23 protein-coding genes are annotated in these 21,948 nt (G+C 33.1%); 14 read left to right on the top strand and 9 right to left on the bottom strand.

The window, feature by feature from the left end; genetic code table 11:
* Window positions 1–2: 2 nt before the first annotated feature.
* From ruvC to CDH49_RS00430, 5 genes are all read left to right on the top strand, one after another.
* On the top strand, window positions 3–605 hold the full coding sequence (ruvC, locus tag CDH49_RS00450) for a crossover junction endodeoxyribonuclease RuvC (RefSeq protein WP_239970525.1): 603 nt from the start codon (window positions 3–5) through the stop codon (window positions 603–605).
* Between the two features lie 103 nt (window positions 606–708).
* A complete protein-coding gene (hemW, locus tag CDH49_RS00445; RefSeq protein WP_100614423.1) occupies window positions 709–1,824 on the top strand; it encodes a radical SAM family heme chaperone HemW in 1,116 nt (371 codons plus the stop codon).
* Between the two features lie 27 nt (window positions 1,825–1,851).
* Window positions 1,852–2,253 (top strand): GNAT family N-acetyltransferase, encoded by a 402-nt coding sequence (locus tag CDH49_RS00440; RefSeq protein WP_100613359.1) that lies wholly within the window; start codon window positions 1,852–1,854, stop codon window positions 2,251–2,253.
* Window positions 2,254–2,265: 12 nt separating this feature from the next.
* Entirely contained in the window at window positions 2,266–2,628 is a 363-nt protein-coding gene (locus CDH49_RS00435; RefSeq protein WP_100613358.1) for an MmcQ/YjbR family DNA-binding protein, read from the top strand.
* A gap of 51 nt (window positions 2,629–2,679) precedes the next feature.
* Window positions 2,680–3,258 (top strand): PhnA domain-containing protein, encoded by a 579-nt coding sequence (locus tag CDH49_RS00430; protein ID WP_100613357.1) that lies wholly within the window; start codon window positions 2,680–2,682, stop codon window positions 3,256–3,258.
* A 36-nt stretch (window positions 3,259–3,294) separates the two neighbouring features.
* Here CDH49_RS00430 and CDH49_RS00425 read toward each other — a convergent pair whose 3' ends face one another.
* Entirely contained in the window at window positions 3,295–4,020 is a 726-nt protein-coding gene (locus tag CDH49_RS00425) for an SIMPL domain-containing protein (RefSeq protein ID WP_100613356.1), read from the bottom strand.
* 203 nt (window positions 4,021–4,223) lie between these two features.
* On the opposite strand from CDH49_RS00425, the gene CDH49_RS00420 reads away from it, so the two are divergent.
* The 3 genes from CDH49_RS00420 (at window position 4,224) to CDH49_RS00410 (ending at window position 7,847) form a co-directional block, all read left to right on the top strand.
* Entirely contained in the window at window positions 4,224–6,398 is a 2,175-nt protein-coding gene (locus CDH49_RS00420; protein WP_100613355.1) for a tetratricopeptide repeat-containing sensor histidine kinase, read from the top strand.
* A 94-nt stretch (window positions 6,399–6,492) separates the two neighbouring features.
* Window positions 6,493–7,227: a LytR/AlgR family response regulator transcription factor gene (locus CDH49_RS00415; RefSeq protein ID WP_100614422.1), complete on the top strand. Its 735-nt coding sequence runs from the start codon at window positions 6,493–6,495 to the stop codon at window positions 7,225–7,227.
* A 104-nt stretch (window positions 7,228–7,331) separates the two neighbouring features.
* Window positions 7,332–7,847, top strand: coding sequence for a gamma carbonic anhydrase family protein (locus CDH49_RS00410; RefSeq protein ID WP_100613354.1), 516 nt, complete (start codon window positions 7,332–7,334; stop codon window positions 7,845–7,847).
* Between the two features lie 75 nt (window positions 7,848–7,922).
* On the opposite strand, the gene murI is transcribed toward CDH49_RS00410, so the two are convergent.
* The 8 genes from murI to CDH49_RS00370 form a co-directional block, all read right to left on the bottom strand.
* Window positions 7,923–8,702 (bottom strand): glutamate racemase, encoded by a 780-nt coding sequence (gene murI, locus CDH49_RS00405; RefSeq protein ID WP_100613353.1) that lies wholly within the window; start codon window positions 8,700–8,702, stop codon window positions 7,923–7,925.
* A 67-nt stretch (window positions 8,703–8,769) separates the two neighbouring features.
* Window positions 8,770–9,276, bottom strand: coding sequence for an OmpH family outer membrane protein (locus CDH49_RS00400; protein ID WP_100613352.1), 507 nt, complete (start codon window positions 9,274–9,276; stop codon window positions 8,770–8,772).
* 31 nt (window positions 9,277–9,307) lie between these two features.
* A complete protein-coding gene (locus tag CDH49_RS00395) occupies window positions 9,308–10,297 on the bottom strand; it encodes an OmpH family outer membrane protein (RefSeq protein WP_100613351.1) in 990 nt (329 codons plus the stop codon).
* Window positions 10,298–10,551: 254 nt separating this feature from the next.
* Window positions 10,552–13,191: a BamA/OMP85 family outer membrane protein gene (locus CDH49_RS00390; RefSeq protein WP_100613350.1), complete on the bottom strand. Its 2,640-nt coding sequence runs from the start codon at window positions 13,189–13,191 to the stop codon at window positions 10,552–10,554.
* Window positions 13,124–13,864: an isoprenyl transferase gene (locus tag CDH49_RS00385; protein ID WP_100613349.1), complete on the bottom strand. Its 741-nt coding sequence runs from the start codon at window positions 13,862–13,864 to the stop codon at window positions 13,124–13,126. The genes CDH49_RS00390 and CDH49_RS00385 overlap by 68 nt, the downstream gene beginning before the upstream one ends.
* Before the next feature lie 3 nt (window positions 13,865–13,867).
* A complete protein-coding gene (gene porG, locus CDH49_RS00380; protein ID WP_100613348.1) occupies window positions 13,868–14,554 on the bottom strand; it encodes a type IX secretion system protein PorG in 687 nt (228 codons plus the stop codon).
* Window positions 14,555–14,653: 99 nt separating this feature from the next.
* Window positions 14,654–15,535, bottom strand: coding sequence for an NAD kinase (locus CDH49_RS00375; protein WP_100613347.1), 882 nt, complete (start codon window positions 15,533–15,535; stop codon window positions 14,654–14,656).
* 3 nt (window positions 15,536–15,538) lie between these two features.
* Window positions 15,539–16,198 (bottom strand): CBS domain-containing protein, encoded by a 660-nt coding sequence (locus tag CDH49_RS00370; protein ID WP_100613346.1) that lies wholly within the window; start codon window positions 16,196–16,198, stop codon window positions 15,539–15,541.
* Between the two features lie 108 nt (window positions 16,199–16,306).
* Between CDH49_RS00370 and CDH49_RS00365 the strand changes: the two genes are divergently transcribed.
* The 6 genes from CDH49_RS00365 (at window position 16,307) to clpX (ending at window position 21,788) form a co-directional block, all read left to right on the top strand.
* A complete protein-coding gene (locus CDH49_RS00365) occupies window positions 16,307–17,020 on the top strand; it encodes a pyridoxine 5'-phosphate synthase (protein ID WP_100613345.1) in 714 nt (237 codons plus the stop codon).
* Window positions 17,021–17,049: 29 nt separating this feature from the next.
* The gene (locus tag CDH49_RS00360; RefSeq protein ID WP_100613344.1) at window positions 17,050–17,814 is read left to right on the top strand and encodes an alpha/beta fold hydrolase; all 765 of its coding nucleotides are present in this window, start codon (window positions 17,050–17,052) and stop codon (window positions 17,812–17,814) included.
* A gap of 34 nt (window positions 17,815–17,848) precedes the next feature.
* Window positions 17,849–18,202, top strand: a complete 354-nt coding sequence (locus tag CDH49_RS00355; protein ID WP_100613343.1) for a phage holin family protein — start codon at window positions 17,849–17,851, stop codon at window positions 18,200–18,202.
* A gap of 136 nt (window positions 18,203–18,338) precedes the next feature.
* On the top strand, window positions 18,339–19,667 hold the full coding sequence (gene tig, locus CDH49_RS00350) for a trigger factor (RefSeq protein WP_100613342.1): 1,329 nt from the start codon (window positions 18,339–18,341) through the stop codon (window positions 19,665–19,667).
* Between the two features lie 138 nt (window positions 19,668–19,805).
* Window positions 19,806–20,480, top strand: a complete 675-nt coding sequence (gene clpP, locus CDH49_RS00345) for an ATP-dependent Clp endopeptidase proteolytic subunit ClpP (protein ID WP_100613341.1) — start codon at window positions 19,806–19,808, stop codon at window positions 20,478–20,480.
* Between the two features lie 75 nt (window positions 20,481–20,555).
* Window positions 20,556–21,788, top strand: a complete 1,233-nt coding sequence (gene clpX / locus CDH49_RS00340; protein WP_100613340.1) for an ATP-dependent Clp protease ATP-binding subunit ClpX — start codon at window positions 20,556–20,558, stop codon at window positions 21,786–21,788.
* The last annotated feature ends 160 nt before the right edge of the window (window positions 21,789–21,948 follow it).

The raw sequence follows: 21,948 nt of genomic DNA, 5'->3' as shown, positions 1-21,948 counted from the left end.
AAATGACAAAAGAAAAAATTATATTAGGAATTGATCCCGGTACAACTATTATGGGTTTCGGACTCATAAAAGTAACGGGAAAATCCATGCAGTTTATGCAGCTTAATGAGTTGGATTTAAAAAAGTATGATGACCATTATTTAAAGTTGAAGCTCATTTTTGAGCGCACCATCGAACTTATTGAAACGCATCACCCCGATGAGATTGCTATTGAAGCACCCTTTTTTGGAAAGAACGTACAAAGTATGCTAAAACTTGGAAGGGCGCAAGGTGTTGCTATGGCTGCAGGTTTATCAAGGCAAATTCCCATTACTGAATATTCCCCAAAAAAAATTAAAATGGCCATTACAGGAAACGGAAATGCGAGTAAAGAACAAGTGGCAAAAATGCTCCAAAGTTTATTGGGACTAAAAACACTTCCAAAAAATTTGGATGCAACCGATGGTTTGGCAGCAGCCGTTTGCCATTTTTATAATGATGGTAAAGTTGAGGTTGGCAAAAGTTATAGCGGTTGGGATGCTTTTGTGAAGCAGAATAGCCCCCCAACCCCCAAAGGGGGAGCGAAAAACAACCCAATTGTTGAACTTCGTAAAAAATTAAAGTAAATTTCAAAGTATTTTATTGAAACATAGTAATGACAATAAAGACAATGTCCCCTTTGGGGGTTTGGGGGCTAACTCCTCCCTCTCGGGGAGGTTGGGTGGGGCTATCTACATCCATATCCCATTTTGCAAGCAAGCATGTTTTTATTGCGATTTCCATTTTTCTACGTCACTAAAGAAAAAAACGGAACTTATTGACGCGCTTGTTAAAGAATTGGAACTTAGAAAAAATGAGTTTCAAGGGCAATTTATAGAAACCATTTATTTTGGTGGGGGAACGCCAAGCCTTTTAAAAAACTACGAAATACAATCGATACTCGATGCTATTTATAAAAATTATAAAGTTGTAAAAAATCCAGAAATAACTTTGGAAGCGAATCCAGACGATTTATCGGAAGACGTCATCAAAGAACTTTCAAAAAGTAAAATCAACCGACTTAGTATAGGAATCCAGTCGTTTTTTGAAGACGATTTAAAAAGCATGAATCGAGCACATAATGCCGAAGAAGCCAAAACATGTTTGTCTTTAGCAACCCAATATTTTGATAATATAACGGTTGATTTGATATATGGCATACCCAACATGAGTTTGGAAAAATGGAACGAAAATTTAGAAAAGGTACTCAATTTCGGAATTAATCATATATCCAGTTATGCCTTAACGGTTGAGACAAATACAGCGTTGGATAATTTTATAAAAAAGGGAAATTATCCAGCAATAGATGAGGATTTGGCACTTCAGCATTTCAATCATTTAATAGAGAAAACGGCAGAGCAAGGTTTTATACATTATGAAATTTCAAATTTTGGAAAGCCAGATTATTTCTCAAAACACAATACCAGTTATTGGCAAGGAAAACCCTATTTAGGCATCGGCCCTTCGGCACATTCATTTAATGGAAATGAACGTAGTTGGAATGTTAGGAACAATTCCATTTATATTAATTCGCTATCTTATGGTGTGTTACCAATGGAAACTGAAACGCTTACAGTTGAAAATAAATATAACGAATATATCATGACAGGGTTACGCACTATTTGGGGTGTGTCTTTTGATAAAATTGAAAATGAATTCGGAAACGATTATGTAAAGAATTTAAAAAAATTATCCGAAAAATTTATTGAAGAAGGTTTATTAATTATTGAAGAAGATATTTTAAAAGCTACTCCAAAAGGTAAATTTTTAGTGGATGGCATGGCTTCAGAATTGTTTATTGTTTAAATTTATTCAGATAAAAATAGGTAAAACATGATAGAAATTTCCACTGAGAAAAGTAAACTTCAAATAGAGGTGATTCATGAGTTTTTAACCAATTCTTATTGGGCAAAAGGAAGAACCGTTGATGATGTTAAAAAATCAATAGCCCATTGTTTTTGTTTCGGAGTTTATCTTGAAAACAAGCAAATTGGATTTGCTAGAATAGCAACAGACTATACTGTTTTTGCTTATATAATGGATGTGTTTATTCTGCCAGAACACAGAGGAAATGGCTATTCAAAGCAGTTAATGAAGGCCATCAACGAAGAAACTCAACTAAAATCATGTAAAGTTTGGATGTTAAAAACACGGGATGCTCATGGTTTATATAAACAATTTGGTTATACCGAATTAGGGCATCCAGAAAAAGTCATGGAGCGTATTTTAAAATAAAAATATTTAAACATGAACATCGAACAACTCCATCAATATTGTTTAAGAAAAAAAGGTGTTACTGAAGATTTCCCTTTTGATGAAGATACTTTGGTGTTTAAAGTTTTAGGAAAGATGTTTTTATTGGTGTCGTTAAAAAGTTGGGAGTCTGGCAATGCCACTATAAACTTAAAAGCCGACCCTAATTATTCTGAAGAACTTCGAGCAGAATATGAAAGCATACAACCTGGCTTTCACATGAATAAAAAGCATTGGAATACCGTAAATATTCACAAAGGGGAATTATCACAAAAATTAATTTTAGAGCTTATAGATCATTCTTATGATATGGTTGTTAAAAGTATGCCTAAAAAATTGCGAGAATCATTGCTTTAACATTTTTGACAAGGACAAATTAGATGTATCATTGCAAAATAAAATTTGATGATGAGTTTACTACAAGATTTACAAAATAGAAGCGGAAATACATGTGAGTTATGCACAGCAACAACGAATCTTAAAATATATGAAGTGCCTCCAACGTCGGCTGGTGGTGTTGATGGCAGTTTGTTGGCTTGCGATACTTGTATAGATCAAATAGAAAATCCGAGTACGACAGATTCTAATCATTGGCGTTGTTTAAACGATAGCATGTGGAGTGAGCATAGAGCCGTGCAAGTTGTGGCATGGAGATTATTATCCCGCTTAAAAGCGGAAGGCTGGCCGCAAGATTTGTTGGATATGTTGTATTTAGATGATGACACATTAGCTTTTGCAAAAGCCACAAATGAAGGATTGGACGATAGTGAAAAAATAATCCATAGAGATGTGAATGGTGTTATTTTAGAAACTGGAGATTCTGTAGTTTTGGTCAAGGATTTAAAAGTGAAAGGTTCCAGTATGGTTGCTAAACAAGGAACCGCTGTTAGAAACATTCGCTTAGATCATGAAAACGCGGAATATATAGAAGGGAAGGTTGACGGACAGCAAATTGTTATTATTACCAAATACGTAAAGAAATCATAAACAAAAGCCCCATTCTCGGGGCTTTTTGTTTGATTGTCAATTTAGGGCAAATCTTGTTAATACGGTGGCTTTTACTAGAATAGGTTTAAAATTTAAATCTTCATTTTTTATATAGCCCGCCCCTGTACCTTCATAACTGCTGCTTAGTCCTCTAATCATAATTCCGTTTGCAGTACCTTGTAAAGTATTAATTATATCGTTATTAATTTCCTGAATATATAATGCTTTCCCCAAGTTTTGGTCTATTGTTTTCGCATAATCTTCGGCTTTTTCTTTGGCAACTTTCAAAGCTTTCAGTTTAGTATCTCTTTTAATAGTTTCAATATCAGAATGATCGGTTTTTGTAATTGAAATGTTAGAAATGTCAATGCGGTCTAAGGCTTCATAAACCATTCCCAATGTCTTTCCATCATTTACAATGAGCTCATAACGTTTGATTTTGGTAACTGCATTTTCGGTTAAAAATTTTCTTTGGTAGTAGCCATCAAAATCTAAAATAGAGAAGTTTTTTTCTAAATCAATGTTAAGCGATTTCAATACCGCAATCATTTGGTTTTCTTGATCTTCAATACTTATTTTTCCTTTTTTGTCATTTTCGTTTAGTGTGATATTCAAATAAATTTCATTGGGGATAACCTCGGTTTCTATCTCTCCAGTAACCTCAATATAAGGTTGATCAATAAAATTCTTTTCTCCATTTTGGGAAAATGACATAGATGATACTAAAATGAATGTGAATAAAAGTGTTCTTTTAATTTTCATAATATGATTTTTTTATGAAGTAAATCTAAGAGCAACTTTTTTCTTAAAAAATGAACAATGAGTAAAACAAAAGGTTTGGTGAGTGAACCATCTTTATTATTGAGTGAAGACCTGTTTTTAGTATATAAATGACAGTAAATTGCAAGAACAGTATTTTATTATACCAAGTAAAGTGCGTAAGTTTATCTGCTTTTAAGTGGTATATGAAACTAGTTGTTAAATATATATGTGTTTTTTTTCTGTTGTGTATTGGTACTATTTTACAGGCCCAGAACAGCACTTTTAATACTGCCGAAAAATTTATGGTAAGAGGTTCTGTTGCTGAAAAAGATACACGTAACCCCATTAAAAACGTTAATGTTGAGGTTAACGGTGGTTCATACACAACAACCGATATTTTTGGAGAGTTTAAAATTGAAGTCAAAAAAGGAGACGAACTGATAATTAAGCATCAGGATTTTGAAACGGTGTATTATACCATTCAAAATAACGAGCGTATTATGGTTTTGGTGGAATCAAACGACATAGAAGATTCTAGAACTAGTACAATTTCAAAATCACGAAACACCCAAGTATTCAAATCGCTTGTTGATTCAGCTGAAACCTATCTAAAAAAGGATGCAAAAAAGAGCTTGCAATTTATTACCGATGCCTTAGCAAAGAGTAGTTCTGCAAAAGAAAATGCCGAGGTTTATGATGTTATTGGCGATATTTATATGTATTGGAAGCAATATGATTTGGCGGTTTCAAATTATAAGATAAGTATTCAAAATATTTCATCGAATGAAACCAAATTGAAACTTGCAAAGGCGTTTCAGTTCAATAAAAATTATCAGGAAAGTATTCAAACTTATAATGGTATCTCTAAAAGAGATCTTTCAACATGGCAATTGGTGTCTCTTAATGAAGGGTTGGGCGATGTTAATTTGCTCACAAAAAACTATAAAGCATCCATCGAATTTTATAAAGAAGGATTAAAAGTGGCGGAAGCCAATAAAATTTCAGCAAAAATCACCGATTTGAATTCCAAAATAGGCGAAGCCTACAGTGCCAGTGGAAATAACGAAGCTGCAAAAGATTATTTTAGCAAATCATTAAAATTAGCAGCTACCGAAAACAAGAAAAGAGCTGCTGAAGAGAAAGTGAAGGTGGCCGATTTTCAAAATAACATTAGCAATTATTCCAATGAAATCCAGTTAAGGAAAGAAGCCTTAAAAGACATTGAGAAAGTGGGTGCAGAAAAAGAAACCGTTTTAGATAATGAAAATGCACTAACGCCACAAAAGCAAAACTATAAAATTGGGAGTGCCTTAGCCTTGCAAGGGGATTATCAAAATGCGATTCTGTTTCTTGAAAAAAGTATTGCTGAAGCTGATAAAAAGGAAGACCTTATTGTTCAAAAAGATGCTACTAGAAGACTTTCAGATGTGCATAAAGATGCGGGCGATTTTAAGAAAGCATTGAGCGTATATCAAGAGTATGTGGATTTGGTAGATAAGGTTTATATTAAAAAAGAACAGGAAATTTCACAATCAGCTCGTTTTAGCAAAGAATTGGCAGCAAAACAAAATAGGATTGTAAGCTTGGAAAGCGACAGGGAACTTTCTGAAAGTAAATACCAACTCACTACCGAACAAACAAAACGCCAACAACTTGTTATCTACTCACTTATTGGAGGCGTTCTATTGTTATTGTTAATGGCTTTTTTAATGTTTAAATACATCAAACAACAGCGATTGGCAAATAATTTACTCGCTTTAAAAACGCTGAGGAGCCAAATGAATCCTCATTTTATTTTCAACGCATTAAATTCCGTAAATAGTTTTATAGCGTCTAATGATGAGCGCACCGCGAATAAATATCTTTCAGATTTTTCATTGCTGATGCGAGCCGTTTTAGAGAATAGTGAAGAAGATTTTATTCCGTTGGAAAAAGAAATTGAACTTTTGGAATTATATACCAAGTTGGAACATTTTAGGTTTAAGGATAAGTTCGATTACACGATTCATATTGATGAAAATATCACCATTGAAGATTTTGTAATTCCGCCAATGTTATTGCAACCGTATATTGAAAATGCTGTTTGGCACGGATTGCGTTATAAAAAAAGTAAAGGGCATTTATCTATTTCCATCACGCAAACTAAAAATGATGAAATTACCATTACTATTGCAGATAATGGTATAGGTAGGGAACAATCGAAAGCTTTAAAAACGGAAAATCAGCAAAAGCAAAATTCAAAAGGCATGGGAAATATTAAAAAGCGTGTTTCCATTTTAAATGCCATGTACAAAGATAAAGTAGATGTCTTTATTGAAGATTATCAAGATGAAGAAGACACAGGAACTAAAGTTGTTGTAACACTTAAAAAGGATTGATGATGAAACACCCGTTAATAAAATATAGTGTCGCTCATAAAAGAATGATATGGATATTGCATCTGACCAAAAAAAGAACAATAAATATAAACTGATGAAACTAAACGCCATCATCGTAGAAGACGAAGAAACCAGTAGGGACATTCTAAAAAATTATCTAAAAAAATATTGTCCAAACGTTAACGTCTTGGGTGAAGCTACTAACATTAATGAAGCCCTTATTTTAATTAATAATCATGATTTAGATTTGGTGTTTCTTGATGTTGAAATGCCTTATGGCAATGCCTTCGATTTATTGGATAAGCTCGAAGACATTCAGTTTGAAACGGTATTTGTTACCGCTTACAATCATTATGCTATGGAAGCGTTGAATGCGCATGCTTCTTATTATTTGATGAAACCTATTTCTATTGACGAGCTTATAAAGGCAGTTGATTATGTTTCTGAAATTAGAACCAAAGAAAATGCTCTTCAAGACCAAGTATTAATTCCAAAAACAAATACTGTAAACGGTAAAATTACCATTCCTGTGCAAGATGGTTTTGAAGTTATTAATACCGCAGATATTTTATATTGTAAAGCAGATGATAATTACACAGAAATTTATTTGAACAACAATAAAAAGAAATTGGTAAGCAAAACACTTAAATATTTTGAAGATGCTTTAAATGGTAGTAATTTTGCACGTGTACACAAATCGTATTTAATCAACGTTAATGAAGTCGTTAAATACTTAAAAGGAAAAGGAGGAAGCGTGGTACTTAGTAATGGAAAGGAAATTATGGTTTCAGCCTCTAAGAAATCAGAATTATTGGATTTTTTTAAATGAATTAAGAACAGTTAAATAGCCTTTTCCTAGCTTTATAAAAACGATTTTATTGTATTATCAAAATAGGTAATATTCAATAGTAAAAAGAAAATAATTAATTTAATATGCCAATTATAAAACCAATAAACGGAAAATCACCTCAAATACCAGAAGACTGTTACATTGCCGAAAACGCTACCATTGTAGGCGATGTGGTTATGGGAAACCAATGCAGTGTTTGGTTTAATGCCGTCATTCGTGGCGATGTGCACTTCATCAAAATGGGCAATAAAGTGAATGTTCAAGACGGCGCTGTTATTCACGCAACTTATAAAACCTCGCCAACTACCATCGGCAATAATGTGTCTATCGGACATAATGCCATTGTGCATGGTTGCACTATTCATGATAATGTATTAGTGGGCATGGGTAGTATTATTATGGACGATTGTGTTGTAGAGAGCAATAGCATTATAGCTGCAGGGGCTGTGGTTACAAAAAATACACATGTAGAAGCGGGGAGTATTTATGCAGGTGTTCCGGCAAAAAAAGTTAAGGATATTAGTAAAGAACTTATTTCTGGCGAAATAGACCGCATTGCCAATAACTACATTAAATATTCGAGTTGGTTTAAGGATTAAATTTCTTGTCATTCCGAACTTGTTTCGGAATCTCATAATAAGAGCATTACCAAGTTGCAATCTATTTTTGTTAGTTTAAAAATCTAAATACTCAACTTTAAATTTAGAATCTAAAAGCGATTGCATAACTTCTGGATTTGCATTGGTGAAGAATTGTATTTTAGACTTTGTTTTTTTAGTATTGAGTAGATTGTGTTGCTCTAAAATAGCTTTAGTCTGTCTGGCTACAGCTTCACCAGAATCGATTATTTTAACATGATTTGGAAGCAAATCCACAAGCATAGGGATTAAATAAGGATAATGTGTACAACCCAAAACCAAATAATCAATATTGGCTTCTATCATGGGTTTTAAATAGACTTTTAATAAACCCTTCATCTCCTCAGAATCTAATTTTCCACTTTCAATAAGCTCAACAATACCTTCGCCGATTCGTTCAATGACCTTAATATTGTTTGCAAATAAGTTAGTGGTTTTATGAAACAGTTCACTTGAAAGCGTTCCTTTGGTAGCTAAGATGCCTATGGCCTTTGTTTGGGTATTTAGTGCGGCAGGTTTAATGGCAGGTTCGATACCAATAAAAGGGATATTGTAAGTTTCCCTTAATACACTAATAGCATTTGTTGTTGCGGTATTACATGCTACTACAATAAGTTTACAACCTTTATCAATCAAGTATTCAGTATTTTTAATACTTAAGGCTGTTATTGTTTCTTTTCCTTTTAGTCCGTATGGTGCATTGGCACTGTCGGCTAAATAAATGGTGTTTTCATTTGGCAAAAGTTTATGGATTTCTTTCCAAATGGATGTTCCACCCACACCAGAATCAAAAATGCCAATAGGTTGTATACTCATAGTGTAACAAAAATAAAAAAGCTGTCTTGTAAAAAGACAGCTTTAAGTAATTTTATTTGTTTAAAAATTAGATGCCTAATTCTTTTTTCACATCATTAAGTAAATCTTTTCCATCTGCTACTATGGTTACGCCTACACCCGAGTCTAAAACATACTCAAAGCCTTGGGCTCTACCTACTTTTAAAATAGCTGCTCTTGCTTTTTCTGTAATAGGTTTAAACAACGTTTCTTGTTTTGCTTGTAAATCTTGTTGTGCTTTACTTTGAAATTGACGCGCATTTTGCTCCATAGTCAATAATTCTTCCTGTCTTTTATTGTTCTCCTCTTGGGTTTTTGTAGCAGCTTCAGCATCATACTGTTTTGCTTTATTTTGAAGCTCTGTACCCATGCTTTGTAAGTCTGTTTGATATGTTTTGGATAGGGCCTCAAGTTCTGCTGTAGCAGCTTTCATTTCTGGCATAGCAGAAATTAAATCATTTGTGTTTATATGTGCAATTTTACTTTGAGCGTATGTAAAACTTACGGTTCCAATACATAATACAGTTGCTAATAATAGGGTTTTTAATTGTTTCATTTTAAATGTATATTAGTGTGTTATAAATTATTTAATTATTGTTTATACTATCTTTTGTTTTTTGCCTGTCGTCTAAAATTTGTTTCTTTTTAGCATCTAACTCTTTTAGTCTGGCTTCTCGTTCCGCTAATTTTTTCTGTCTGTTTTCTTCAATAAGTTGTTCTCTTGTTTTTGTTGCTACCTCTTTATCGACAGTTGTATTTAAGGGAGTATCACTTACTGTATTTGGTGTGTTACTATTTCTAGCATCTAATTTTTCTTGTTTGGCTTTTTCGCGTTCTTCCAAAATCTGTTGACGTTTATCCTCTATTTCTTTTTGTTTGGCTTCACGGGCTTCTAAAATTTCTTGTCTGCGTTTCTCTATGGCACTTTCGCGTTCAGCTTTCTTTTCTTCCAGAGCTTGTTCACGTGCTTCAAGTTCTTCATTAATTTCAGGAATCAATTCTTCATCTTCAGCGGCTCTAAGTTGGGCTTTGGTTTCCGCCTGGGTTCGTTTTGATGTTCTTGTGATACTTCTTAAAACCTGTTCGCTTAAATCAAATTGCTTTGCTGAATATAGCATTACGGCATCAGATGATTTATCGAAAATAAAATCATATGTTCTACTAGCTGCCAAATCTTGAACTGCTGAAAAAATTTGGTCTTGAATAGGTTGCATCAATTGTTTTTTTTGAATCATTAAATCACCATTGGGGCCAAACCGTTTTTGTTGATAATCTAATATTTCATTTTCTTCAAAAGCAATATCTTCTTCGCGCTCATCAATAAGTTCCTTAGTTAATAGTGCTTTTTCATTGCTTAAATCCTTTCGTTTCTGTTCAATATCCAAAAGTTTTGTTTGAATTTCGTTTTTCCAATCTTGCGCTTTATTATCAAGCTGTACCATGGATTCTTGATATTCGGGCACATTTTCAAGAATATATTCGGTATCTATATAAGCAATCCTTACACCGCGTTGAGCGTTTGAATACATGCTACACATGAGAACTAATGTCAATAAAAAAAGAACGTTATGCTTCATCTGTTATTAATATTTTATGATTTATATCGTATAAATTCTAAAAAGACAAATGATTTTATTTTGAAACCTAATCCCTTTTTTTGAATCTTAATTTTAATCTGACTATTTCATTGATTTTTATTGTCAGATGCCATTCGCAAAATAAATATTTTAGATTGCTTGTTCAAAATTAACGAATTTTAATCTTAAAAATTTTAATTCTTGTTTCAAATATTAAACTGTTAATAGAAAATATCGTGCCAAAAAAATATTAATTAAAATTGTTGCCCAATAATAAAGTGAGTTTCCCATCCATGGTTGCCGGTTTCTCCCACTAAAGGGTCGAAACCATGTCCGAAATCTATTCCCAGTAAACCAAATGCAGGCATGAAAATTCTAACGCCCAAACCAGCTGAACGATACAAGTTGAAAGGATTGTAATCTCTAAAGCTATTAAAGGCAGAACCTGCTTCCATAAAAGCCAGGGCATAAATTTTAGCAGATGCTTTTAATGTAATTGGATACCTCAGTTCCAGTGAAAATTTATTGTATATAGTTGCGCCATCATTAGTGGTGTTTCCGTCTCTATCTATAGGTTGTATGGATTGATTTGGGTAACCTCTTAATTGAATGACTTCTCTACCGTCCATCGCAAAATTAGCTAACCCGTCACCTCCTACGAAGTAACGTTCGAAAGGGATCACACCTCTATCATTATTGTAGGCACCTAAAAACCCAAATTCCACATTTGGTCTTAAAACTAAATTTTTAGTGATTTGGGTGAACCATTCACCTTTAAAGTTCACTTTGTAAAATTCTAACCATTTGTAACGTTCTTGGTCAATTTCTCCAGCTCTTGCAAAATCGGTAGGATTGCTTTTATCCAATAAGTCGTATTCATTACTTAATGCTTTGTAATCAACCCCATCAAATAAGGAATAGGGTAACGATAATTTGGTGGTAATACTAAATCTTGAACCACCTGTTGGGAAAATAGGATCTACATTGGTATCATCTCTGCTTAATCCAATTGTGTAAGCCAAGTTTTTTGCTGTACCATTACCAAAAGTAAATAGACCTGTATTATAATTATTTAAATCATAAATTTGAAAACTAAGGGCCTGAGATAATGTGAAATAATCATCTGGTACAGATAAGCGTCTAGCTAAACCAACAGATATACCAGTAATATTAAAACTTTGGGTTTTGTCGGCCCTTCTGGTCATTGGGTTAAATAAAAACTGTTTAGTTTGTGATATTGATGTAGAAAACTGCATCGGTCTTTTACCACCTAACCAAGGTTCAGAAAATGAAAAACTATAGGTCTGGAAAAATTGACTTGCTTGTAAACGTAATGCTAATTTTTGTCCATCGCCCATAGGGATAGGCTTATAAGCATCCTTATTAAAAATATCTTTTATTGAGAAATTATTAAAGGATAGGCCAAGAGTTCCTATAAAACCGCCACCACCATAACCACCTTGAAGCTCAATCTGGCTAGACCCCGTTTCTTTAACAGTGTATACCATATCTATAGTGCCTTCATTAGGATTTACATTTTCAAAATCCGGTTTAATTTCCTGAGCATCAAAAAAACCTAGTTGCCCAAGTTCCCTTACGGTACGTACCACATCGGCTTTGCTGTACAGTTTGCCTGGAAGCGTACGTAGCATTCTATAAATAACATGGTCATTGGTTTTATCGTTACCAATTACACTTACATTATTAAAATAAGCTTGTTTTCCTTCTATTATTCTTATTTCTAAGTCAATAACGTTGTTGTCTGCACTTACTTCAACAGGATCTATTTTTGAAAATAGATAACCAAAGTTTTGGTAAGCATTCGCTATATCGTCGGCATCAGGATTACCGTCCTCAATTCGTTTCTGTAAAAGCACACCATTATAGGTGTCTCCTTTATTAATACGCATGAACCTGCTTAATTGTTCGTTAGTATAATAGGTATTACCAATAAATGTGATATCTCCAAACTTGTAACGCTCTCCTTCTTCTAAATTAATATGAAGGGAAATGGTTTTGTCATCATTAACAATTAAGCTATCAGATAATACACGTGCATCCCTAAATCCATTTTCCTTGTAAGCATCTATGAGCTTTGTTAAATCCTCTTCGTAATCTTTTTCTACATATTTTGAACGCTTTAAAAAACGTATAGGATTTATTTGTTTGGTTTTTTTCATGCTCTTTCTAAGCTTTTTATCGCTTAAAGAATCATTTCCAGTAATAACAATATCCTTTATTTTTACTTTTTTGCCTTTGTCTATATTAACAACCATGTTAACACGTGCAATTTGAAGAGAGTCTTTTACTTCAGCAGTATTTATGTTAACTTTTGTATTGTAGAAGCCTTCTTTTTGATACTTTGTAGTTAGGTAATTTTTTGTAGTCGCTTTAAGGTTTTCAGTTACTTTGGTGCCCTTCTCTAATTTGTTTTCCTTTATAATGGCTTCTATTTTGCCTTTTTTTACACCATTGATTTTAACTTCGTTAAGCTGTGGTAAATCTGAAAGACGAATTTCCAAGTAAGCGACGTTGTCTTCAATTTTTGTGACATAAATATCTATATCGCTAAATAATTTAGAATCCCAAAGTTTTTTAATGGCGTTACTAGTCTCTTCTCCGGGAATGGTAATTTCTTGGCCTTTACTTAATCTAGAATAGGCTACAATAGTTTGTTCGTTAAATGTAGTATTCCCAGAAACGGAAACACCTCCTATGGTGTATTTTTTACCTGTATCGTAAGGGTTTTGAGCAGTTACATTAAAACTGATTGCAACTACAAATAGTGCAATGCATTGTTTTATATATGTTTTTATAGGTAGTTTATTAGCTAAGTTGTTCACTAGTTTTCCCAAATCGTCTTTCTCTTTTTTGATATTCAATAATAGCTTCATGCAAATGTTGCTTAGTAAAATCAGGCCAAAGCGTATCAGTAAAATACAATTCGGCATAAGCTATTTGCCATAGTAAAAAGTTACTTATTCGTTGCTCCCCGCTTGTTCTAATAAGTAAATCTACATCTGGTAAATTTCGCGTGTAAAGATGCTCATTTATAATTGATTCATCAATTTTTTCTGGCGAAATTATATTATTTTTAACTTTAATACTAATTTCCTTTATGGTATGTATTAATTCTTCCCGCGAACCATAGCTTAGTGCGATGGTTAAAGTCATTCTACTGTTGTTCTTTGTTTTTTCAATAACTTCCAATAATTCTTTGTGTACCTTACTAGGAAGTGTTTCTAATGTGCCTATGGCCGATAATTTTATGTTGTTTTCATGAAGTGATTTTATTTCTTTTCTTAATGAAGATATTAATAACTTCATAAGGGTGTCAACTTCAAATTTTGGTCGGTTCCAATTTTCTGTAGAAAAGGCATAAAGTGTTAGGTTTTCAATACCAAGTTCTGCGCTTCCCTCAACAACTTGTTTAACGGCTTTAGCACCATTTTCATGACCAAAAGTGCGCATCATGCCTTGCTGTTTTGCCCAACGTCCGTTGCCATCCATTATAATGGCAATATGTTTTGGTAATTTTTTGGCTTGTATGCTTTCTACTAGGTTCATTTTTTAGTTTATACAATAACAGGGGTTTTGTCCAAAGGTATAAGTTAATATGATACCTGAAAAGACATACCAATCGTTATTATTAATATTACCGAATCTATTTGCTAAATGGTTTGTATTATTAGGAAGGTTTCCGTCAATGGCATCAGTAAATGTATAACGCGCACCCACTTCCAAACTTAAAACAAAGTTGTCAATAAATGTTGTTTTAAAGCCTATAGCCATGGGAATACCAAATGCCCAACTTGAAGCGTTTTCAGATGTTTGTACACCATTTTGAAAATAATAATCATCATAATTGGCAACTGTTATCCCTGAATATAAATAAGGCGTTGCTAATTTTTCTCCAGAATGTAAATCGAAATCAAAAAAAGTGAGTTCCATACCCACGGATGCTTCAATAATCTTATTGGTAAAATTATAGCCTCTTTGTGTACGTCTTGGATCATCAGATTTTAAATCATCACCTTCTAAATCGGTAAAAATTAATGCAGCTCTATAGGAGTGTCTGCTACTCCTGTTCCATCTATAAACGGCGCCCAAAGCCAATTGATTTGGAGATATGTAATTTGTTGGGCCCACATCACCAATAAAATTACTTCCACCAACATAAACACCAAGCTCATTGATTTGAGAATGACTATATTGGATGCTCAAAATGCTTATAATAATTATGGTTATATACCTCATAAAAATTTAAAAGTTTGCAAATATAATAAATAAGATTAGCCCAAAGCAATTTGAGTTGATTTGTATGAGTTTAAAACAGCATTTAGTAAAAAATATTGTCTAATTACGAGTATCTTCTCCCCAAAGAAGTTTTTTACGAAGGGTATCCAAAAAGCTTTCATTTAACAAATCAATCATTTTAATTTTAAATGGTGCTTTTTTTATTATAATGAGTGTATTATTATCTAGGGTAGCGATTCTAGAATCCAAGGATATTAAATGGTTATCTTCCCTACCCGCAACTTTAAGGTGTATTTCTGTAGAATCTGGAATGACTAATGGGCGAGCACTTAAATTGTGTGGTGCTATAGGCGTTAAAACAAAGCTATTGGTATCGGGTGTTATAACGGGCCCGCCACAACTTAAAGAATAGCCTGTTGAGCCAGTTGGTGATGATATAATAAGGCCATCACTCCAGTAGGATGTTAAGTATTCCCCATTTAAATAGGTTTCAACCGAAATCATAGAAGTCGTATTTTTTCTATTTACGGCTATTTCATTTAAGGCAAAGTTAAGTGACGTGATGTCTTTGTTTTCTGGGACCGTTTCTACGGATAATAATGTGCGTTCTGAAATGGTATATTTGCCGTCAATAATATCTTGAATGGCACTTTCTATGCCATCAACTTGAATGGTTGCCAAAAAACCCAAACGACCTGTATTAATTCCAATAATGGGGATATCTATATCTTTAACAAAGGTAATGGCCCTTAAAATGGTGCCATCACCACCAACGCTAACAAGCAAATCAAAGGATTTATCTAAATCATCGAATGTTTTAAAGTCAGAATAGTTGTTATTTGGAGCTGCCGCTTTAATGATGTTATAGAATTCGGTTTCTATATAGGCATCAACATCTTTTTTCAATAAATAATTAAATAATGTTTCAACAGAGCTAGACGTGGTTTTATTGTAAAATCTTCCAAAAACGGCAACCTTCATAAACTATATATTTAAGTATTTATTCAAATAATCAGAGCGTTCTTTAAGGCTTTCGGTATAACTATCTTCTTCATGTCCGGACACAATACTATAGCTATAACGTCTAAAAGTTTGAATGACAGAGCTTAACCCAACATTGCCAATTTTAATGGTTATTTGTACAACATCATTTTTTATTCTGGATACAAAAGCACCTAGTATTTTTCCATTATTTGATTCAACAATCTGGCTTATCTCACTAAATGAATAATCGTTTATCCCTTTTTCTATGACTAAAATACCGCCAGGAGCCGTAAAAAATGGCGAATCGCCAAATAAGCTTATAATATCATTTAGTTCGTAATAGCCTAAATATTTGTTTTTTTCATCAAGAACAGGCATAATGTTGGCAGAGTTTCTGGCAAAGGCTTCTAAAACATCTAACCAAAGGGTGGTATTTCTAACGAAAAAATCCTCAAAGGCATGGCTAAACTCACTTAACGGTTTGTCACTTTCAAAACAATGAGCATCAGTTTCAGAAAAACAACCTAAATACATATGGTCATCATTTTCAATGGGAATGTGTGAATAAGTAAGTTGATTGAACATCATCTGCAAATCACTTATTTTACTATTCCTATTTAAAGGCTTTATGTCATTAATAATGTATTCAGAAAGTTTCATCAGTAGATGTTTACTTTGTTTTTACTAGTTTTATATGTGTGCAAATTAATCAAAAAAAAAGTATGTATGCCTGTTCTACTTTGTATTTTTGCGTTTTAAAATGGATTCATGACAAAGTTAAGTGTAAATATTAATAAGATAGCTACATTAAGAAATTCTAGAGGTGGCAATGTGCCCAATGTGGTGCAGTTTGCAAAAGATGTACAGCGATTTGGGGCAGAAGGAGTTACCATACACCCAAGGCCAGACGAGCGGCATATTCGTTACCAAGATGCCCGCGATTTAAAACCTGTAGTTTATACGGAATATAATATTGAAGGTAACCCCGTCGACTCATTTATGAAACTGGTTTTAGAAGTGAAACCAACACAAGTGACTTTGGTACCCGATGCCGAGGATGCCATAACATCCAACGCTGGTTGGGATACTATAAAACATAAAGATTTTTTAATTGATGTTATTAAAGAATTTCAACAAAATGGGATTAGGACGTCTATTTTTGTTGATCCCGTTTTAAAACAAATTGAAGGTGCCAAAGAAACAGGAACGGACAGAATTGAATTGTATACCGAAAGTTTTGCGCATCAATATGGTTTGGACAACAAAAATGCCGTAAAGCCATTTACTGAAAGTGCTGAACTAGCCTATAAATTAGGTTTGGGAATTAATGCAGGGCATGATTTGTCTCTTGACAACATTAAATTTTTTAAAGACCATGTTCCCAATTTATTGGAGGTTTCCATTGGTCATGCATTAATTGCAGAAAGCTTATATTTAGGGATTGAGAATGTTATTCAAATGTATCTTCAAAGGTTGAAGTGAATCGTAAATCAAAAATCGTAAATTAAAATATGCTTTTACATTCAAACATATTAGGCGAAGGCAAACCATTTGTTATTCTTCATGGGTTTTTAGGAATGAACGATAATTGGAAAACCATGGGGCAAAAATTTAGTGAAAATGGGTTTCAAGTGCATTTGCTAGATCAGAGAAATCATGGCCATAGTTTTCACAGCAATGAATTTAATTACGACGTTCTTGTTAATGATTTAAAAACATATTGTGAAGCAAATACTTTGAATGATATTATTTTGTTAGGTCATTCCATGGGTGGTAAAACGGCCATGTTGTTTGCAACAAAGTATCCATACATGGTTTCAAAATTATTAGTGGCCGATATTTCACCTCGTTTTTATCCAGTGCATCATGATGGCATTTTAAACGGTTTAAGTGCCCTTGATTTCGATGTTATTAAAAGTAGAGGTGAAGCTGAGGACGTACTTAGCAACTATGTATCTGATTTTGGCACCCGACAATTTTTATTGAAAAACTTGTATTGGGTTGAAAAAGGGAAGCTTGCTTTAAGAATGAATTTAGAGGTTTTAAAGGAAGAAGTTGCGGAAATAGGTGAGCCACTTCCAGACCAAGCCAGATTTGAAAGAGAAACGCTATTTTTGAAAGGGGATAGATCAGAATATATTGGAGTTGAAGATGAAAGCATCATTAAGAATCACTTTCCAAATGTTCAAATAATAACTATTTCAAATGCAGGACATTGGTTGCATGCCGAAAACCCTGAAGACTTTTTTGATGCTGTAATTAAATTCATTAAATAAATAAATTTTGTATTTTTATTGAAAATCCATTAAAATGAATCTAATTATCAAACTTTTATTAAACGCCTTAGCGGTATTTATATTGGCTTATTTTTTGCCAGGAGTAGAATTATCTGGAGATAAATTTGTTACAGCAATTATAGTGGCCATTGTGTTATCGGTTCTAAACATGTTGGTAAAACCGATTTTGGTTATTCTAACACTGCCAATAACGATTCTCACGTTAGGTTTGTTCTTGCTGATTATAAATGCTTTAATTATTCTTTTGGTAGATAGGCTTATAGATGGTTTTTCTGTAAGTAGTATTTGGGTGGCTATTTTGTTTAGTATCTTATTATCTATACTTCAATCTATCTTACATTCGCTTTTAAAAGAAGGCAACGACTAGTCTAAAATACAGTATATTAAAACTTTGTTAGGATGTAAAAAAGTTATATTTTTGCAACCCGATTTCAGTCACAAAAAATTCAAGCTTTAAAAAGGCTTTTTGTTAAATCCCCTATTAGGGTTTTATATCATTTAAAATGAATATTACAAGAGAAAACGTTGATGCATTAAATGCTGTAGTAAAAGTAAATATTACTAAGGAAGATTATATTGCAAAAGTAGAGAAAATCTTAGCAGATTACCGTAAAACCGCTAACATTCCTGGGTTTAGAAAAGGACATGTGCCCATGGGAATGGTAAAAAAACAGTATGGGAAAGCCGTTTTGGTTGATGAGGTAAATAAGTTATTGCAAGATGCTTTAAACAAATATTTAACTGAAGAAAAACTAGATGTTTTAGGCCAACCATTACCAAAACCACAAGATAATATTGATTGGGATTCTGATGGGTTTTCTTTTGAATTTGAATTGGGGTTAGCTCCAGAATTTGAAGTTGATTTGAATAGTAAAAAACCAATCGATCAATATGTTATCACAGCCGATGACAAAATGATTGATGAACAAGTGGAGCGTATTCAAAAACAGTACGGGAAATTAATATCTCAAAATGAAGTTGAAGCAGATAGTAATATCACTGGTGTTTTCAAAAATGAAGAGCGCGAAATTGAAAATACAGTAACTTTAACTTTAGATAAATTTAAGAATAAAGCAACCCAAAAACAATTCATTGGCGCTAAAGTTGGTGATGTAATCACTTTAAATACTAAAGGACTTTATGATGATGAGCATGATTTGATGGACGCTTTGAAGTTAGGTCATGATGATGTTCATGGTTTGTCTATTGATGTTACATTCACAATTACCGAAATAAGTAAAAGTGAATTAGCGGATTTAGATCAAGACATGTTTGATAGGTTATTTGGTAAAGGCAATGTTAATTCGGTAACAGAATTAAAAGAGAAAATAAAAGAGGATGCCGAAAAACAATTCAAACAACAAGCCGATCAAAAATTGTTGAATGACGTAACTGAATATTTAGTTGAGAACACGAAGTTTGATTTGCCTGCAACTTTTTTACAAAAATGGATGCAAACCGCTGGTGAAAAACCAATGGATAACGACCAAGCTAAAGAAGAATATGAGAAGTCTGAAAAAAGTTTACGTTACCAATTAATTGAAGGTAAGTTAATTACAGATAATAACATTCAAGTAACTTTGGAGGATATCAAAGGTCATGCAAGAGACATGATTCGAGTTCAAATGGCGCAATTCGGACAATTAAACCCAACAGATAAAGAATTGGATGATATTGCAGCTCGTGTGTTATCAAACCAAGACGAAGCTCGTAGAATTTCTGAACAACTTATAAGTCAAAAACTTATAGCCTTATACAAAGAGAAAGCAAATTTAAAGGTTAAGGAATTGACTTATGAAAACTTTATTAAAGAAGTTTACGGAGACAAATAAAACCATATTATTTAAATAAATTATTCCTTATATTTAGGCGCTTTAATTTATACATTAAAGCGCTTTATTCATTAAAAAAACTACAAGCCTCAGCATACTATCGAGGTTTTAATTTAAAGTATTATAATAAACATCACTATGGATTACGGAAAGGAATTTGAAAAATTCGCTATAAAAGACCAAGGTATTAGCAGTACATATTACAACAAAATTATCAGTAGTATGTATCCAGCGAATATGACACCTTACATTATTGAAGAGCGCCAATTGAATATTTCTCAATTAGATGTTTTTTCACGATTAATGATGGATCGCATTTTGTTTCTTGGAACCGGAATTAATGATAATATTGCTAATATTGTTCAAGCGCAATTATTGTTTTTAGAAAGTGTTGATTCATCCAAAGATATTCAAATGTATATTAATTCTCCAGGCGGAGGTGTGTATGCTGGTTTAGGTATTTATGATACCATGCAATTTATTAAACCTGATGTAGCAACTATTTGTACAGGTATGGCAGCATCTATGGGTGCCGTTTTGCTTTGTGCAGGAGCTAAAGGAAAAAGAAGCGGCTTGACTCATTCTCGCGTCATGATTCACCAGCCTCTTGGTGGTGCTCAAGGGCAAGCTAGTGATATAGAAATCACAGCTAGAGAGATATTAATTTTAAAAGAAGAACTTTATAAGATTATTAGTAAGCATTCAGGTCAACCATACGACAAAGTATATGAAGATAGTGACAGGGACTATTGGATGAAAGCTGATAAGGCCAAACAATATGGTATGATTGACGAGGTTTTAGCTCGCAGTTAAACATTTTTTTTGTAATTTTATAAATTCTAATAAGAGAATTAACATCATTTTTCTCTCATTTTAAACAAATGATTAATGGCAAAAGAACAATTGGAATGCTCGTTTTGTGGTAGAAAAAAACCCGAAACTAACCTATTAATAGCAGGATTAGATGCACATATATGCGATAGATGTATTGAGCAAGCACATGGAATTGTTATTGAAGAATCTAAGCAAACTGATAGTGGCGATTTATCCGCAGAACTAAAATTACGTAAACCTTTACAGATCAAAGAATTTTTAGATCAGTACATTATTGGCCAAGATTCAACAAAAAAAGTTATGTCTGTAGCGGTTTATAACCATTACAAACGTTTGTTACAGCCAACAACTAATGATGATATTGATATTCAAAAAAGTAATATCATTATGGTTGGTCAAACAGGAACTGGTAAAACCTTGATGGCTAAAACAATCGCTAGAATGCTAAACGTGCCTTTGGCTATTGTAGACGCAACTGTTTTAACAGAAGCAGGTTATGTGGGTGAAGACGTTGAAAGTATTTTAACCCGATTGCTACAGGCTGCAGATTATAATCTTGAAAAAGCAGAAAAAGGCATCGTGTTTATTGACGAAATAGATAAGATAGCACGTAAAAGTGATAACCCTTCCATAACGCGTGATGTATCTGGGGAAGGTGTGCAACAAGCTCTTTTAAAATTATTGGAAGGTACCGTTGTTAATGTGCCGCCAAAAGGAGGTAGAAAACATCCAGACCAAAAATTTATTGAAGTCAATACAGAAAATATTTTATTTATTGCCGGTGGTGCATTTGATGGCATCGAGCGTATCATATCTAGACGTTTGAACATGCAAGCGGTTGGTTATAGTGCTTCCATATCTGATGATGTAGTGGACCAAAATAATTTATTGCAATATATCATTCCTAAAGATTTAAAAGATTTTGGTTTAATACCTGAAATTATTGGACGATTACCTGTGTTAACATACATGGATCCTTTAGATGCTGAAACATTAAGAGCCATTCTTACTGAGCCTAAAAATGCCATCATTAAACAATATAAAAAGCTGTTTACCATGGATAATATAGAATTTAGTATTACTGATGGCGCTTTAGATTATATAGTTGATAAAGCTTTAGAATATAAGCTTGGAGCTAGGGGTTTACGTTCCTTATGTGAAGAAATTCTAACAGATGCGATGTTTGAATTGCCCAGTAGCGATGAGAAAAAATTGAACGTTACTAAAATGTATGCAGAAGATAAATTGTCAAAAACCACACTGAAAAAGTTAAAAGCGGTTTCTTAAAGTTTTTAAAATTTAATGTATTTTCACGCAACCTTAATAAGGATTTTACATCTCTTATTTAAAAATAAGATAAAGATGAAAAAAGTTTTAATCCTTTTAGTAAGTGTGATAGTTTTATTTTCCTGTTCGAATAATTCCAATGATAATATACAGCCTTTTC

The sequence above is a fragment of the Confluentibacter citreus genome, assembly GCF_002807055.1.
Classification (GTDB): Bacteria; Bacteroidota; Bacteroidia; order Flavobacteriales; family Flavobacteriaceae; genus Confluentibacter; species Confluentibacter citreus.
This window is presented reverse-complemented; position numbering and strand designations above follow the sequence as displayed.